The sequence below is a fragment of the Capnocytophaga sp. oral taxon 335 str. F0486 genome, from assembly GCF_000277665.1.
Taxonomy (GTDB): domain Bacteria; phylum Bacteroidota; class Bacteroidia; order Flavobacteriales; family Flavobacteriaceae; genus Capnocytophaga; species Capnocytophaga ochracea.
The window spans coordinates 100,541-116,734 of the sequence record NZ_AKFR01000023.1 but is presented as its reverse complement, the minus strand read 5'-3'; the positions used below and the strand labels follow the sequence as shown (position 1 = coordinate 116,734).

General features: G+C 40.1%; 16 protein-coding genes. 14 read left to right on the top strand and 2 right to left on the bottom strand.

Annotated elements, in window-relative coordinates; all coding sequences use genetic code 11:
- Window position 1: 1 nt before the first annotated feature.
- From HMPREF1320_RS05015 to HMPREF1320_RS04955, 13 genes are all read left to right on the top strand, one after another.
- Entirely contained in the window at window positions 2-1,135 is a 1,134-nt protein-coding gene (locus HMPREF1320_RS05015) for a clostripain-related cysteine peptidase (protein ID WP_009417683.1), read from the top strand.
- Between the two features lie 82 nt (window positions 1,136-1,217).
- Window positions 1,218-2,840: a C10 family peptidase gene (locus HMPREF1320_RS05010; protein WP_009417613.1), complete on the top strand. Its 1,623-nt coding sequence runs from the start codon at window positions 1,218-1,220 to the stop codon at window positions 2,838-2,840.
- Window positions 2,841-2,850: 10 nt separating this feature from the next.
- Window positions 2,851-3,294: a hypothetical protein gene (locus HMPREF1320_RS05005; protein WP_009417717.1), complete on the top strand. Its 444-nt coding sequence runs from the start codon at window positions 2,851-2,853 to the stop codon at window positions 3,292-3,294.
- Between the two features lie 52 nt (window positions 3,295-3,346).
- The gene (locus tag HMPREF1320_RS05000) at window positions 3,347-3,793 is read left to right on the top strand and encodes a hypothetical protein (RefSeq protein WP_009417604.1); all 447 of its coding nucleotides are present in this window, start codon (window positions 3,347-3,349) and stop codon (window positions 3,791-3,793) included.
- 52 nt (window positions 3,794-3,845) lie between these two features.
- Entirely contained in the window at window positions 3,846-4,373 is a 528-nt protein-coding gene (locus tag HMPREF1320_RS04995; RefSeq protein ID WP_009417708.1) for a membrane protein, read from the top strand.
- 295 nt (window positions 4,374-4,668) lie between these two features.
- Window positions 4,669-5,325 carry a DUF2461 domain-containing protein gene (locus tag HMPREF1320_RS04990; RefSeq protein WP_009417632.1) on the top strand — a complete coding sequence of 219 codons (657 nt, stop codon included), beginning with the start codon at window positions 4,669-4,671 and terminating at the stop codon, window positions 5,323-5,325.
- Window positions 5,326-5,363: 38 nt separating this feature from the next.
- Entirely contained in the window at window positions 5,364-5,735 is a 372-nt protein-coding gene (locus HMPREF1320_RS04985) for a DUF2809 domain-containing protein (RefSeq protein ID WP_009417662.1), read from the top strand.
- A gap of 101 nt (window positions 5,736-5,836) precedes the next feature.
- Window positions 5,837-6,694 (top strand): NAD-dependent epimerase/dehydratase family protein, encoded by an 858-nt coding sequence (locus HMPREF1320_RS04980; RefSeq protein ID WP_009417622.1) that lies wholly within the window; start codon window positions 5,837-5,839, stop codon window positions 6,692-6,694.
- Between the two features lie 17 nt (window positions 6,695-6,711).
- Window positions 6,712-7,800, top strand: coding sequence for a beta-ketoacyl synthase N-terminal-like domain-containing protein (locus HMPREF1320_RS04975; RefSeq protein WP_009417671.1), 1,089 nt, complete (start codon window positions 6,712-6,714; stop codon window positions 7,798-7,800).
- Window positions 7,801-7,975: 175 nt separating this feature from the next.
- Window positions 7,976-8,212: an acyl carrier protein gene (locus HMPREF1320_RS04970; RefSeq protein ID WP_002675303.1), complete on the top strand. Its 237-nt coding sequence runs from the start codon at window positions 7,976-7,978 to the stop codon at window positions 8,210-8,212.
- A gap of 97 nt (window positions 8,213-8,309) precedes the next feature.
- A complete protein-coding gene (fabF, locus tag HMPREF1320_RS04965; RefSeq protein WP_009417598.1) occupies window positions 8,310-9,557 on the top strand; it encodes a beta-ketoacyl-ACP synthase II in 1,248 nt (415 codons plus the stop codon).
- A 7-nt stretch (window positions 9,558-9,564) separates the two neighbouring features.
- Window positions 9,565-10,323 carry a ribonuclease III gene (gene rnc / locus HMPREF1320_RS04960; protein WP_009417665.1) on the top strand — a complete coding sequence of 253 codons (759 nt, stop codon included), beginning with the start codon at window positions 9,565-9,567 and terminating at the stop codon, window positions 10,321-10,323.
- Window positions 10,320-10,823: a metallophosphoesterase family protein gene (locus tag HMPREF1320_RS04955; RefSeq protein ID WP_009417715.1), complete on the top strand. Its 504-nt coding sequence runs from the start codon at window positions 10,320-10,322 to the stop codon at window positions 10,821-10,823. Before rnc ends, HMPREF1320_RS04955 begins: the two co-directional genes overlap by 4 nt.
- A gap of 76 nt (window positions 10,824-10,899) precedes the next feature.
- Here the strand turns inward: HMPREF1320_RS04955 and miaB are convergent, their stop codons facing one another.
- Complete coding sequence (gene miaB / locus HMPREF1320_RS04950; RefSeq protein ID WP_009417630.1) at window positions 10,900-12,348, bottom strand: tRNA (N6-isopentenyl adenosine(37)-C2)-methylthiotransferase MiaB; 1,449 nt, start codon at window positions 12,346-12,348, stop codon at window positions 10,900-10,902.
- A gap of 186 nt (window positions 12,349-12,534) precedes the next feature.
- On the opposite strand from miaB, the gene HMPREF1320_RS04945 reads away from it, so the two are divergent.
- A complete protein-coding gene (locus HMPREF1320_RS04945) occupies window positions 12,535-13,725 on the top strand; it encodes a phosphoglycerate kinase (RefSeq protein WP_009417626.1) in 1,191 nt (396 codons plus the stop codon).
- A gap of 77 nt (window positions 13,726-13,802) precedes the next feature.
- Here the strand turns inward: HMPREF1320_RS04945 and HMPREF1320_RS04940 are convergent, their stop codons facing one another.
- Entirely contained in the window at window positions 13,803-16,094 is a 2,292-nt protein-coding gene (locus tag HMPREF1320_RS04940; protein ID WP_009411219.1) for an inorganic phosphate transporter, read from the bottom strand.
- Window positions 16,095-16,194: the final 100 nt, after the last annotated feature.

Below are 16,194 nucleotides of genomic sequence, written 5' to 3'. Positions count from 1 at the left end.
TATGCGTTATTATTCTTTGCTTCTTATTAGCTTGGGGTTACTTTCTTGTCAAAAAGATAGTCCAACCCTTGACCTTTTACCTCGTTACGAAATTACGCTGGTGTATATGGTTGCTGATAACGACCTCGCTCCCTATGCCTTAAAAGACCTCAACGAAATAGAACGCGGGTTTGTGCCTAACGGAAGAGACAAACTCTTGGTGTATATCGATAGTAATACTTCTACCGCTTTGCCTTCACACCCTGTACTTTTAGAAATTGTACACGATACCACCGAGATAATAGCCTCTAAAATCATCGCTTCTTACCCCGAACAAAATTCAACTGATAAAACCGTAATGAGCAATGTGTTGAGAGATGCTTTGAGCTATTACAAAGGCGACAATCGTTATAAAGGACTCGTGCTTTGGTCGCACGGCAATGCGTGGCTGCCGGAAGGTTATCATATAGAAACCGAAAACAAATCAGGGGTGGTTGTAAAATCGTTTGGGAAAGATATGAGTCCGCGAGAGGGGGCTATGGAGCTTCCTGACCTTGCGGACGTTTTAAGCCCTTATCGTTTTGATTATATCCTTTTCGACGCTTGCTTTATGGGGTCGGTAGAGGTGCTCTATGAATTACGTCATTCTGCCCGTTATTTTATTGCTTCGCCTGCCGAAATTCTTGCCGATGGTTTTCCTTATCATCACCTATTGCCTTACCTTATAGGGAAATTACAATTAGAAAAAGCAACCGAAGCTTACTACAGCTATTACAATGCTTTGGAGGGCGCACGACAGTCGGCAACGGTTACTTTGGTAGATAGTGAGCAGTTGGAAGCATTAGCTTCTTTCTGCAAACAACTCAACACTTCTGAGTTGTCTTTAGCCCATTTGCAACAATACAGTAGGAATAACGAAAAGTATTTGTTTGACCTCAAACAAGTGCTTTCGGAGAGCAAAGCCAGTGTGGCTATAGAACCTATTTGGCAACAACTCTGTAAGGTTGAAAGACACACACCGAGATTTGCTAATATTGCGCTGACACATTGCAACGGACTGAGTGTTTATTTGTTTGGCAAGAATGAAACACTGAACAACTATTACAAACAATTGTCGTGGTATAGAACTACAAGGTTTCATTTCTCGTATAAATAGCTTATAATTTTCTAATTCTCAAATTTGTTAATTTGCTAATTTTTCCCTACTTTTGTTGCGTAATTCAAAAAACAAACCTTATATGAAAAAGTTTTTACCTATTTTTATTGTAGCAGGACTCTTCTTTTCCTGCCAACGCGAAGAGGCAGACGCCCCGTTCGCAACCGACACTGATATTTCAGTATTACCCAGTACTGAAACGAAGGCTTCTGACAACGGACTTTTAGGCTGGGTAGCTCTCACAGGGCAAACCCATATTTCGGCAGAAGAAGCCCAAGAAACTGCTCTCGCTACCGCAATACAAATGCGTGAAGTAGAGGGTATTGTTACCAAGGCTCCCTTAAAAATTGGCTCGATTGAGGTAGTAAAAGGCGACACTCGCAAGCCTTACGTACCCACCAAAGGCAACGCAAAGCCCGAACAAGCCGATGTCTACATTGTAAACTTTACCAACAACCAAGGCTATGTAATTACCTCAGCAGATAGGCGTATCCCTAGTGTATTAGCTTATAACTCTTACGGACATTTAGGCGACACTATTAGTAACCCAGGACAAGCGATACTCTTTAGCTATATGCAGGCGTATATAGAAGAACAGCGTGCCACCTTTGAAGCTAATAAAGAAAAACTCGCTACCGAAGCCGAAGAAGCTATCTTCAAACAGCTTTCTAAAGAACGACAAGCAGAACTGATTAAAGAAGGCTACTTTGATGAAAACGGGAAAAGGATAATGAGCAAAGGCACTCCTGACCTTCTTCGTACTTGTGCTTATGTGGGACCTAGACGTATTTCAACAGGTCTGGATGAAAAGCAAGACGAAGATGACCATAGAGGGGTACTGCTAAAAACAGAATCTACCGGATTGAAAACAAATGTAGTTAAAGCTCCATTAATAAAAACGCTATGGGAACAAAGTAGAGATTATAATGATAAAGTACCAGTAAAATGCACTAAAAATGAAGAAGCTCCAGTAGGCTGTGTAGCTGTAGCTGTAGGACAAATGTTAGCCTATTATAAAAAACCAGCTGTTTTCAAAGGTAGAACAATGCATTGGAACGATATGACCAAAGTGGATGCTGGCGCTATGTTTTCTTCTATTGATAACTATAGCGTGGGAAGTAACCCAACTGCTGTAGAAGATATTCAACACTTGTTAGCTTATTTAGGTGATGGTGATCTCTTGAATATGGATTATGGCTGTGGTAGTAGTGGTTCAAATATAGTAAAAGCTATTGAAACCTTTATAGAATTAGGGTATATAGTAGCTCAGCAAAGTGATTATAACAATGACTTAGTTGTTCAACAAATAGTAAATAACAATCCTGTTTATATAAGGGGCAAAAGTAAAAAGAAAGAACATCGCCTTTTAGGCATAAACTTCTACAACACCTACGATGGTGGACACGCTTGGTTACTTGATGGGTATGTATATCAGAATGAAAGAATTACCTATTATATTGAATGTCCTATATGGAGAGGCTTAGAAAAAACTACAAAAGTAGTTGTTCAAACGGATTCTAAGTCTATAGAATTAATACATAATAATTTCGGTTGGGGAGGTAGTACTTATGGCTATAGTGGTAGTACAGGTTGGTATCACGCTGGTATTTTTGACACTAAAGAACGTCACAGTTCCTCAAATACTTATAAATCAGGTTCCGAAGGGAATTACCAATACGACATAAAAACTATGTATATTAAATAATCATTGTCCTATGAAAAAGTTTTTATTTTTAGCAATAATGTTAATAACATTAACCTATTGCAAAAGAGATTTAGATTGTTCAACTCCTCCTCCTGAATTCTATTTACTCATAAATAAATCATCTGAGTTATACAAGGATTTTCTCAATCAAAAAGGAGAGATTGACAGGGCTCATATTGCATTCTACAAACAAGTGAATAGCACAAAGAAACCGTATGATGTTAGGTTGTACTATACTGCTAATAATGATTATTTAGTAGTAACAACCCAACTTTGGTTCACAAACGATGTATATACAGGAAAAACAGAAACCCTCTACCTTCAAAACGCTTCTAAAACCTATAAAATAGAAGTAAATGGTTATATGAAAAGTGGTGAATGTGGGGAGTATGCAGTTACTAATGAAATTTGTGTAGATGGCACTAAAATAGAAGTACCTTACTTAGCAAAATAACCTTAGCCCTTTGGCAGGGTACTCCCTGCCAAAGGGTAATAAAATAAGTATTATGAAAAGAATATTATTCTTAATATCATTACTCATTAGTTTTTTATCTTGTGAAAAGTCTTCAGAGATACAAAACGAATGTATGCTTCCACCTCCTAATTTTCAATTATTTATAGCTAAATCAGCTTCTGAATATCAAGATTTCTTAAGCGACAAAGGAGAGGCTGATAAAGAAAATGTGTATTTCTACCAAATCACAGAGAATAACACTGAGAAGAAATATCGTACCTTGTTTACTAATAAATCTAAAAATAAAGATTATGCCGAAGTAGCAACTGAGAGTGCAATATTTCTATATACAGGAAAAACAGAAACACTTTATCTTAAAAATAAGGCTAAGATTTATAAAATAGAGTTTTTAGGATATATAGGTAAATGTGGATATGCTTACTTTCAAGAAATGTATATCAACGGGGTGAAAAACAACGATTTTATCTTAGTGAAATAACCTTAACCCTTTGGCAGGGAGTTCTTTGCCAAAGGATAAAAAAATAATCAATATGAAAAACTTCTTACTCTTTATTCTATTGCTTTTTGCATTGCAAATAAGTGCTCAAGAAGCCTATACTAAAGGCGATGTATTTATTGATGTGCAAACAGGTGCTTCGTTTATAGGAGGTATTATAGGCGGAGGGGTACACTATGGGGCTACGCCTCGTTTCTCGGTGGGAGCTAACTTTTCTAACCAGAGTTTTAATCTTAAAAGTAAATACGAAACTGCTTACGTGCCTGAGCTCAGTGTGGACTTCCATTTTGACCATCGTATGACTACCGATTGGTATACAGGGCTTTCAATAGGGCATTGTTTTTGGCAAAGTGATACTCCTGACGGACATAGTTCAGGTGGTTGTGATAGTTCTTCTACTCCTATCCCTGAAAAATTCAGAAGAGAACACCCTAATAATTTTCTACTGTGGAATGCCCACTTAGGTTTTCGCTACTTCATCTTCAAAAACGTAGGACTCAACGGACAAGTGGCTTTTGGGAATGCTCTTTCATTTAAAGTGGGGGTAAGTGTGAAAATCTGAAAATTTTAAGACTTTTTATATATAGGGGTAGATATGCTTAGCTTATAGAAAGCTTATAGGAAGCTTATACGAATCTTGGACGATTGGTATAGAAAGGGTATATAAAACATTGAATTTCATACTTTTATAAGTTTAAAATTTTTAAGGGAAAACTATATGATTTCTTAATTTTAGTAAAAATCTCTAAACTAAAAAATCGTTATTTAATTGTCTTCTATTTACAATTATTTACTATCTTTGCACTTCTAACAACAAAGATATCCTTATTGGTTATTTGTCATTTGTAATTAGTATTATGATTTTTTCTTTTCTTACAGACCTCGCTAAAAACAATAATAAAGAGTGGTTCGATGCTCATAAGGAGGCTTATGAATGTGCTAAATTAGAAGCTACATTGCTTTTCAATTATATTTATACTGGGCTTGCTGAGCACGACACCCTTGCACCACTGAAAATATACCGCATCTATCGCGATTTGCGCTTTTCTAAAGACAAAACACCTTACAAGACGCACTTCGGTTGCTATATACAACGCAAACAACCGCATTACCGCGGTGGGTATTACGTGCATATTAGTCCGCAAGAGACCTTTATAGGGGGAGGTTTTTTCGACCCTAACAAAGAAGATTTATTGCGTATGCGTCAGGAAATTTCTCTCAATGCTGGGGATTTTCAAAAAGTGATGAATAGTGAGGGGATAAAGAAAGAATTTGACGCGAAACTATGGGGTGACGAGGTGAAGACTGCCCCCAAAGGTTTTGAGAAAGACGACCCGATGATTGCCTATTTGCGCAAAAAGCAGTTTCTCTTAAAACACGACTATACACGACAAGAAGCCACAGCGAAGGACTTTGATAAGAAAGTAGTGCAGGGACTTTTGGCAATGCGTCCGTTTTTAGACTTTATGACAGAAGCTTTGACGACGGATTTGAATGGAGAAAGTTTGTTTTAGCTAAGAGGTAAAGCCAGCGACAGCTAGGTAAGTGTGATATGAAACTAACATTTAACAAAAAGTATTTTATATGGGCGTTGGCACTGTTGGGGGCAGAACTGCTTATTGCGACAGTGTTTAGCAGTATGGGCTTTATTAGAGGCTATATAGGCGATGTACTGGTGGTGATATTGCTGTACTACTTAGTGCTTTCGTTCGTGAAAGTGAAGCATAAGGATAAACTCATCTGGGGTATATTTGCCTTTGCGGTAGCCGTAGAAGTGATGCAGTACTTGGGTGTGGCTACTTATTTGGGCTTCACGAGAGGGAGCTTGGGGTATATCCTCTTAGGTAATCACTTTTCGTGGGCAGATGTGGTGTGTTACGCCATTGGTTGTCTTATTTTGCAATTCACAAGTAAGAATAAATAAAATGAAGGTGAAAGGTTATTTCGCCCCTACATAATGTAATGCAAAGCAATTGTAAAATCGGGATAGTATTATATTGAACTAAGGTTGTATTATTAGGATAAATGAAGAAAATATTAGTAACCGGAGGAGCAGGATTTGTAGGTTCTAACCTTTGTGAAGCTCTTGCCAAAGACCCTAACAACGAGGTCTATTCGTTAGACAATTATTTCACCGGTAAGCGTGAAAATCACGTAGAAGGGGTGCAATATATCGAAGGAAGTACCGAACATATCTTCGAGCTTATCAGTTTTTCACCTGATATTATTTATCACTTAGGTGAATACTCACGGGTGGAACAGAGTTTTGAGGATATCGACAAGGTATTGTTGTTTAACAAAATAGGTACGCTGAAAGTATTAGAGTTCTGCAGAAAACACGGAGCTAAACTCGTATATGCGGGCAGTAGCACCAAGTTTGGTGACGGCGGTTTAGGGAAAGACCAAAGTCCGTATGCTTGGAGCAAATCGTCGAATACAGAGCTTATCAAGAACTACGGTATGTGGTATGGGGTCAACTATGCTATTGTGTATTTCTACAATGTTTATGGCAAAGGAGAAGTTGGCACGGGAAAATATGCGACGCTTATAGCACTCTTTATAGAGAAGAAGAAGAAAGGTGAGCCCCTAACAGTAGTAGCTCCAGGTACTCAACAGCGCAATTTTACGCATATAGATGATATAGTAGCGGGCTTACTCTTGGTAGGTGAAAAAGGTAAAGGCGATGGCTATGGTATTGGCAGTCCGGAGACTTATACAGTTTTAGAAATTGCTCAGCTCTTTGGGGGCGAGATACAAATGCTACCGGAGCGCAAAGGTAACCGTATGACTGCTGAAGTTATTACCCAAAAAACAGAAGCCTTAGGCTGGCAAGCGAAGAAGCATATTAAAGAATATATAGAACTATTGTCAATTGATAATTAACAATTAGCAAGCGGGAAATGAAAATAGCTATTACAGGGGCGAGTACCCTCGCAGCTGAGGCACTCTCTCTTTACAATAATATTCCACAAGGGCGACTTTCTGACCGTGACCAAAAACTTATAGAACAACTCAGAGCTTCTAATTCTGCTTATGAGCCCTTAGACCCTACCGTTCTTTATGCCTTACATACTGCACGACGAGCCGTTGCACAAGCAGGCTGGCAAGGAGTCCGTTTTGGCATCAATATAGGGTCGTCGCGAGGAGCAACAATGTTGTTTGAAAAGCATTTTAGTCATTTTCTGAAAGAAGGCAGTTGCCAAACCTTAGCTTCGCCTACTACTACCTTAGGCAATATCAGCACTTGGGTAGCGCAGGATTTGAGCAATGAGGGTTTTGAGCTCTCACATTCTATTACTTGCTCTACCGCTTTACACGGCGTTGCCAATGCCATTGCGTGGCTGGAAAGTGGTATGGAAGACCGCTTCTTGGTAGGTGGTAGCGAGGCACCTCTTACCCCTTTTACTATTGCACAAGTGAAAGCTCTGAAAATATACAGTAGTCTGCCCTTGCCTTATCCTTGCAGGGCAATGGATATGAGCAAAAAACAAAGTACTATGGTGTTAGGGGAGGGGGCAGGTTGTTTCTGTTTAGAAAAAGGAGAGCGTGCTAATGCCTTAGCCTATATCGTAGGGGTAGGCTTTGCTACTGAAAAGCTCACCCATAGCGTATCACTCTCCAAAAACGGACAGTGTTTGCAAGATGCTATGCATCGTGCTTTGACAAGTGCTGGGAACCCTAAGATAGATGCGATTGTAACCCATTGTACCGGTACTATCAAAGGTGACCAAGCTGAACTCAACGCCATAGAAGCGGTTTTTGGCGAAGAAAAACCTCTACTCACCAATAATAAATGGCAACACGGACATACCTATGGGGCGAGTGGAGCACTGAACCTCTCAATGGCAATACGAATGTTACAGAATAACCGTTTTGAAGGAGTGCCTTACCTTAGTTACCCCGAATCTGTACCCGATAAACTCGAACATATATTAATTAATGCCGTAGGATTTGGCGGAAATGGAATAAGTGTGATAGTGAAAAAGTGAAAAAAGCAAAGTAAAAAGTAGAATATTTATAAAATGATAAATCTATGATAATAAGTAGGTTTGTACTTTTTAAAAGTAAAAAAGAAGAATATTTGTACGAAAAAGATTGTGTTTCAAAAAAAAAGTGTTACTTTTGCCGGCAGTAATTATTATCAAATTATAAAAAAAGAAAATTATGTCAGACATTGCATCAAGAGTTAAAGCCATTATCGTTGATAAATTAGGCGTAGACGAAAATGAAGTAACCGCAGAAGCGAGCTTCACTAACGACTTAGGAGCTGATTCATTAGACACTGTTGAATTGATTATGGAGTTTGAAAAAGAATTTGATATTCAAATTCCAGATGACCAAGCTGAAAACATTGCAACTGTAGGTCAAGCAATCAAATATATTGAAGACGCTAAACAATAATTGGCTCATAGGCAGTAGGCTATCAACGTATATACTTGGTAGCTTACTGCTTAATGCTTTTTGCTCTAAACCTAAATGCTAAAAAGTTGAAACTAATATGGAGAAAAGACGTGTTGTAGTTACAGGTATAGGGGCTCTTACCCCTATAGGTAATACCGCCCAAGAGTTTTGGGAAGGACTCGTAGCCGGCAAGAGCGGTGCTGCGCCTATTACCCATTTCGATGCTTCAAAGTTTAAGACAAAGTTTGCTTGCGAAGTAAAGAACTTTAATGTCGAGGATTTTATAGACAAAAAAGAAGCACGTAAACTCGATAAATTTGCTCAATATGCCTTAGTGGTTGCTGATGAAGCCGTAAAAGATGCCCATCTTGATATGGATACACTAGATAAAGACCGCATAGGGGTAATTTGGGGCTCAGGTATTGGGGGGTTAGAAACTTTCCAAAATGAGGTAATCAACTTCAACGAAGGCGATGGTACGCCACGCTTTAATCCATTCTTTATACCTAAAATGATAGCTGATATCGCAGCAGGTGTGATTTCTATACGCTATGGTTTTAGAGGACCTAACTTCACTACAGTCTCAGCGTGTGCCTCTGCAGCTAATGCTATGATAGATGCGCTAAACTACATTCGCTTTGGCTATGCTGATATGATGGTGTCAGGTGGTTCGGAAGCGGCAGTTACTATTGCTGGTATCGGCGGTTTCAACGCCTTGCACGCTCTTTCTACTTTCAACGAAGACCCTGCTAAGGCTTCTCGTCCGTTTGATGCCAATCGCGATGGTTTTGTATTAGGCGAAGGAGCGGGAGCAGTAGTACTTGAAGAGTACAACCACGCAGTGGCTCGTGGGGCTACTATATACTGCGAATTAGCAGGAGGAGGTCTCTCTGCTGATGCTTACCATATGACGGCGCCTCACCCTGAAGGACTTGGTGCTAAAAACGTGATGATTAACTGTCTTAAAGACGCAGGAGTATCAGTGAACGAAGTAGATGCTATCAATATGCACGGCACCTCCACTCCATTAGGAGATATCGCTGAATCTAAGGCAGTATTAGATGTATTTGGTGAGCACGCCTACGATATCAATATCAACTCTACTAAATCGATGACGGGGCACTTGCTCGGAGCTGCGGGAGCGATAGAAGCAGTAGCGTCTATTCTCGCTATCAAACACAGTATCGTTCCTCCAACCATCAACTTTGAACACCCCGATGAAAAAATAGATCAACGCCTGAACTTCACCTTCAACAAAGCGCAACACCGCGACGTGAAAGTAGCGATGAGCAACACCTTTGGTTTCGGTGGACACAATGCGTGCTTATTATTCAAAAAGATATAAACTATAAGTGTTCGGCTTAAAGAAAATATTAACTTTCCCCCGTCTTATTCCTAAGAAGAAAGACGGGATTTTTTATACTAAAATTAAAGAACTTTTAGGATTCCCTCCTAAAAACTTATCGTATTACAGCGAGGCTTTTACACACCCTTCTTACCAATTCCAAAAAGCAACGCGTAAGAGTTATGAACGCCTTGAATTTCTGGGTGATGCGATTCTCGGCGCCGTGATAGCCGACTATATTTTCACCAATGCCCCCGAGCAAGATGAGGGTTATCTCACCAAAATGCGCTCTAAAATCGTAGAGCGCCGTAACCTCAATCAGCTCGGTAAGGATATGAGGCTCTTGGACTTCTTGCGCACTAAACTTACTCCGCGACAGTTAGGTAATAATATCACTGGTAACCTCTTCGAGGCTCTCATAGGGGCAATTTATTTAGACAGAGGTTATAAGGCTTGTTTTAAGTTCATTGAGCGTGAGCTCATTTTGCCGTATATCAACATCAAGAATTTGGAAGGAAAGGTTATTAGCCATAAGAGTTTGTTGATAGAATGGTGTCAAAAACATAAGTTAGACTTTGCTTTTGAGGCTGAAGAAGATATAGAAGATTGTTCTGAGACTAAGTTTTTCGTTGCTAAAGTGCACGTACAAGGCTTTTCGGTAACTCGGGCGCGTTCTACGTCTAAGAAAAAAGCTGAAGAGATTGCTGCCAAACGCGCTTGTTATAAGATTCAGGGTAAACAACATCATAAATTAGATGTACAATGAAAATCCTTCTCCTCTCCGATACTCATTCGTATATAGACGATCGTATATTGCACTACGCCAGCGAGGCAGACGAAGTGTGGCATTGTGGTGACTTTGGTAATTTGGCAGTGATAGAGGCATTGCAAGCCGTAAAACCTTTGCGTGGGGTTTATGGTAATATCGATGGCATAGAGATACGGCAGCAGTTCCCTGAAGTAAATCGGTTTGCTTGTGAGGGCGTGGAGGTACTGATGATACACATAGGCGGTTACCCTAATAAATACAGTCCGTTGGCAAAACAAGAAATCCTAACCTGCCCTCCTAAACTCTTCATTTCGGGGCATTCACATATTCTAAAAGTGCAATACGATAAACAGTTTCAGTTGTTACACCTCAACCCAGGAGCTGCTGGTCTTTATGGTTGGCAAACCGTGCGTACGATGCTTCGTTTTGAGATAGAAGCAGGAGAGATTAAAAACTTAGAGATTATAGAGTTAGCTCGTAGCACGACAGGTAATTAAGTTACTAATATTATCACAACTAAAAGTAATACAAAATAGGCTGTCCCTTAACCGGACAGCCTATTTTGTTTCTTCTCTATTGTCTTTCATTACTAATTTTCACTGCTTTTCCTATTAGGGTAGTAGAAGTACAATCTGTAATTTTTACCATTACAAAATCGCCTATTTTATAATCTTCTTTGGGGAATACAACTACGGTATTCTGACTATTGCGTCCCATCCACTCTTTATCCGATTTTTTAGAGTTCCCCTCTATAAGCACTTCTACCGTTTTGCCTATTTGTGCTTGAGTGCGGTACAAGCTGTGTTTTTGTTGCAAGTCGATAATCTCAGCAAGACGGCGTTTCTTTACTTCTTCGGGTACATCATCTTCTATTTTGCGTGCTGCTAATGTACCAGGACGCTCCGAATAAGCAAACATAAACCCAAAATCATACTTCACATATTCCATTAGCGAAAGCGTATCTTGGTGGTCGTCTTCAGTTTCGGTGGGGAAACCAGCAATCATATCTTGCGAAATAGCACACTCAGGAATGCGTTCGCGTATGCTGTCTATCAGCGCGAAATATTCTTCGCGAGTATGGAGGCGGTTCATCGCTTTCAAGATGCGATTGCTACCGCTCTGTACGGGCAGGTGGATATACTTGCAGATGTTAGGGTGTTTTGCCATCGTATCAATCACATCAAGGGTCATATCCTGCGGATTGGAGGTAGAAAAGCGGATACGCATTTCAGGCTGAGCTGTTGCCACCATATCGAGGAGTTTAGCAAAGTTGATAGCGGTGGCTTGTTGCATCTCACTTGCTTTGCTGAAATCCTTTTTGAGTCCGCCTCCATACCAAAGGTAACTATCCACATTCTGCCCCAGTAGGGTAACCTCTTTAAATCCACGCGCTTGGAGGTCGGCGATTTCGTTGAGGATAGAATAAGGGTCGCGACTGCGTTCACGTCCGCGAGTGAAAGGTACGATGCAGAAAGTGCACATATTGTCACAACCGCGCGTAATCGACACAAAAGCTGTTACACCGTTGCTATTGAGACGGATAGGTGCAATATCGGCATAGGTTTCGTCCTTAGAGAGAATCACATTCACCGCTTCACGCCCTTCTTCCACTTCTTCAAGTAGGTTAGGTAAATCCTTATAAGCATCAGGTCCTACCACCATATCCACTATTTTTTCTTCTTCGAGAAAAGCGTGTTTTACCCTTTCGGCCATACAGCCCAATACACCCACTTTCATAGCGGGTTTCTTGCGTTTGTACACATTAAACTGCTCCAAACGCTTGCGAATGGTCTGTTCTGCCTTTTCGCGCACTGAGCAGGTGTTGATAAGTACCAAATCGGCTTCATCAACAGTATCAGTGGTATTATATCCCGCTTTGGAGAGAATAGAAGCTACGATTTCACTGTCGGAGAAGTTCATTTGGCAACCATAACTCTCGATATATAGTTTTTTGGAATTGTTATTATCAGCTTGTAAAACAAGGATTTGTCCTTGTTTACTTTCGTCTATTTCTTTAGCCATAGAGGTTTTCTTACTTAATTGAGGGCGCAAAGATAAAGATAATTTGGCAATTAGCCAATTTGTCAGTTCGCCAATTCTACTATCAAGAGCAATTGGTGAAATAAAATTATTGTCAAAAAGTTTTGTGTATGTCACTTTTTTGTTGTACCTTTGAGGCTTGAATAAAATTATTGTAGTTTTAGATATATGAAAACCATAGACAATTTTAATTTTGCGGGCAAGAAAGCCCTTATTCGCGTGGACTTTAATGTGCCATTGGACGAAAATTTTAAAGTAACCGATAACACTCGTATTGAGGCTGCGAAACCTACTATCGAGAAAATCCTCAAAGATGGAGGAACCGCAGTACTTATGAGCCATTTAGGTCGCCCAAAAGGGGAACGCAACGACAAGTATTCTTTGCGTCACATCGTAAGTGAAGTGGAAAAAGTATTAGGTAAAAAAGTGATTTTTGTAGATGATTGCGTAGGTGAAGTAGCCGAAAAAGCGGTAGCAGCTGCTCCTGCTGGTAGTGTGGTATTACTTGAAAACTTGCGTTTTCATAACGAAGAGGAAAAAGGAGATGAAGCATTCTCTAAACAGCTTGCTAAACTCGGCGATATCTATGTGAACGACGCTTTTGGTACCGCTCACCGCGCTCACGCTTCGACCACTATTGTAGCGAAATTCTTCCCTAACCACAAATGCTTTGGTTACCTCCTCGCTAAGGAGATTGAAAGTATTGATAAAGTGATGAAAAACGGTGAAAAGCCTGTAACTGCTATCCTTGGTGGTTCAAAAGTTTCTTCTAAAATCACTATTATCGAAAATATCTTAGATAAAGTGAACCACCTTATCATAGGTGGGGGTATGGCTTATACTTTCATCAAAGCACAAGGCGGAAAAGTAGGTAGTTCTATCTGCGAAGACGATAAACTTGACCTTGCACTCGATATTCTTGCCAAAGCCAAAGCTAAAGGAGTAGAAGTACACTTGCCTATAGACGTAGTAGCTGCTGACGCTTTCGATAACAACGCCAAAACACAAATAGTACCTGTAAATGCTATTCCCGATGGTTGGGAAGGATTGGACGCAGGACCTAAGACTCTTGAAAATATCAAATCAGTATTGCTTAAATCGAAAACTATTTTGTGGAATGGTCCTATCGGAGTATTTGAAATGCCTAACTTCGCAAAAGGTACCATTGCCGTAGGTGATTATGTGGTTGAAGCTACTAAAAAAGGAGCTTTCTCACTCGTAGGAGGTGGCGACTCGGTAGCTGCTGTAAAACAATTTGGTTTTGAGCATAAAGTAAGTTATGTTTCTACTGGTGGTGGAGCGATGCTTGAAAGCCTTGAAGGATTGGTACTTCCTGGTATTGCAGCTATTAACGAATAGTTAAAATATAGAAAAAGAAAAAGAGGCAACTAAAAATTAACTTAGTTGCCTCTTTTTATATCTTCATTATATCTTCATTATTTCTTCCCTGTTACTTGGGTGATAAGGTTCATTTTCTTCTTCTTATTTTGCTGTTTTTGGTATTCATCGAACTGCATTAACAAGTTGTTATTAGCACGGATGAGCGCATTGGTTTCTAATAAAATACTAAAATATAATTTAGTAGTTTTATGACTGGTTTCGGTAGTGCGAATACGGTCGATTTGTTTTTGTACCATCTTTGACACTTCGTTTTTCAACACCTTACAATCTTCGAAAATTACGTGTAACTTGTTATAGTCTGAACCTTTGAATATTTCGGCTTCAGCCTTAAACACATCTTCCATCTTATCGGAAATGTATTTTAAGTCACGTAGCTGATTAAATTTGAGGTTCTTGTGATTGTTGTTTACGTGTTCATAACTATTGAGTGTAATAGCCGTGAGACATTGTGCCATATCCTGCAAACAGTCCAAAATAAGGATATAGAACTTGCTGGACGCTACTGAACTTTCATTCAGCGATTTGATAAAGTAGTATACATTACCTTTCAGCTCATCGAGTTCTTTTTCGAGCTTTTTAGCATTCTTTTTGTTTTTGGTGAGTTTGCCTAAATCTTGAGTGCCGAGATTCTTCACCACTTTGCTATAAAGCTGGTCGATGCGGAAAATCGTTTCGGATACATAGTTAGAGCTTTCTTTGATGACACCGCCAATGGTAGCCAAGTCGGCGCGCTCAAAGCGTTTGCCTTGTGCTTTGGCTTTCTGTTTATTGCGGTAGATAATTGCGTTGCGAATGAGCACAAAGCCTACTACCATTATCATCACAATAAGCCCAATCACGCTTCCGTAATACAATATGCCTGCTACTAAAAATGCCCCGATAAAGGCAACAATAGCCGTTAAAAACCAACCGCCGATTACGTTCAGTACCCCTGCCACGCGATATACAGCACTATCGCGACCCCAAGCTCTATCAGCAAGGGAAGAACCCATTGCCACCATAAAGGTTACATAGGTAGTAGAAAGTGGGAGCTTAAAGGAAGTACCAATGGCAATCAAACTACTGGATACCACGAGGTTGATAGCAGCACGTACGAGGTCGAAAGCAGGAAGGTCTTCTTCTTTTACATTAGGGTCAGGTTCAGGTTTTTCAAAACGGTGATCTATTTTGTTGCTAATAGACTTTGGCATTATGAAGTTCACGGCATTGGCACAAATCACTGTAATACGCACCAAGAATCGGGATAAGAAGTTAGAAGAAAACTTCTCTTCACCTCCTTCGTTTTGACGAGATAGATTGACGCCTGTATCGATTACGTGACGTGCTTTTTTGGAAAACCAAAGGGTGAGAATCATCACAAAACCGGTGAGCAATAGCAAGGCGGTAGGGGTAGAGATTTGCCCATCGGCTAAAGCACCCATTAGCAAGCCGTCGTGAGCTACTCCTGAATTATGCCATATATCATACGACTGATAAGCCGCTACGGGTACCCCTATGAAGTTCACTAAGTCATTACCCGCAAAAGCCATTGCCAAAGCAAAAGTACCGCTGAGGATAATTACCCTAAAAATATTTACTTTCATACGGATAAGCACTTGTGAGAGCACCGAATAGAAAATAAAACAGCCTATGAGTAGCGGCACTATATTCGTGTCTATCCACGCAATGGCTTCTTTAGGAATGAAAGCGACATCTTTGAGTCCTTTAAAGATAATGAAGTAGGAAAGCCCCGTAAGCGAGAGCCCGCCGAACACGCCTCCTACATATTTTACATTTTCTTGATATTTAAATGAGAATACTAATCGGGCTAAGTATTGTACAATCGTACCGACTGTAAAGGCAATGGCTACCGAGGTGAAAATACCGGTGATAATTTTGCCTGCTTCGCTTGTATTGATATAGTTGAAAGCGTTAAAAAGCGATTCGTCACTCATAAACGTTTTGATAGTGGCGACACACATCGCAGCGCCCAAGAGTTCGAATACGATAGAAACGGTTGTGGAAGTAGGTAGACCGATAGAGTTGAAGAGGTCGAAGAGGAGGATATCAGCAAGAATAACCGACATAAAGATAACCATAACCTCATCGAAATAGAAGAGCTGAGGGTTAAAGATGCCTTTACGTGCGATTTCCATCATTCCGCTAGAAAAGACGGCACCAATGGCTACCCCCACGCTGGCGACTATCATAATGGTGCGAATGGTGGCTACTTTGGAGCCTACGGCAGAGTTAAGAAAGTTAGCTGCATCGTTACTCACACCCACCACCAAATCGATAACGGCGAGCACCAAGAACACGAACAGCATAAAGATGTACACCTGTTCCATAACACTATATCAGTTTTACGACGCAAAAGTACGAAACATTTTTTAATTAGCAAAATGGGGGTTAGGTTTTACTAATTGGGGGTTGGTAATTGGATTTTTT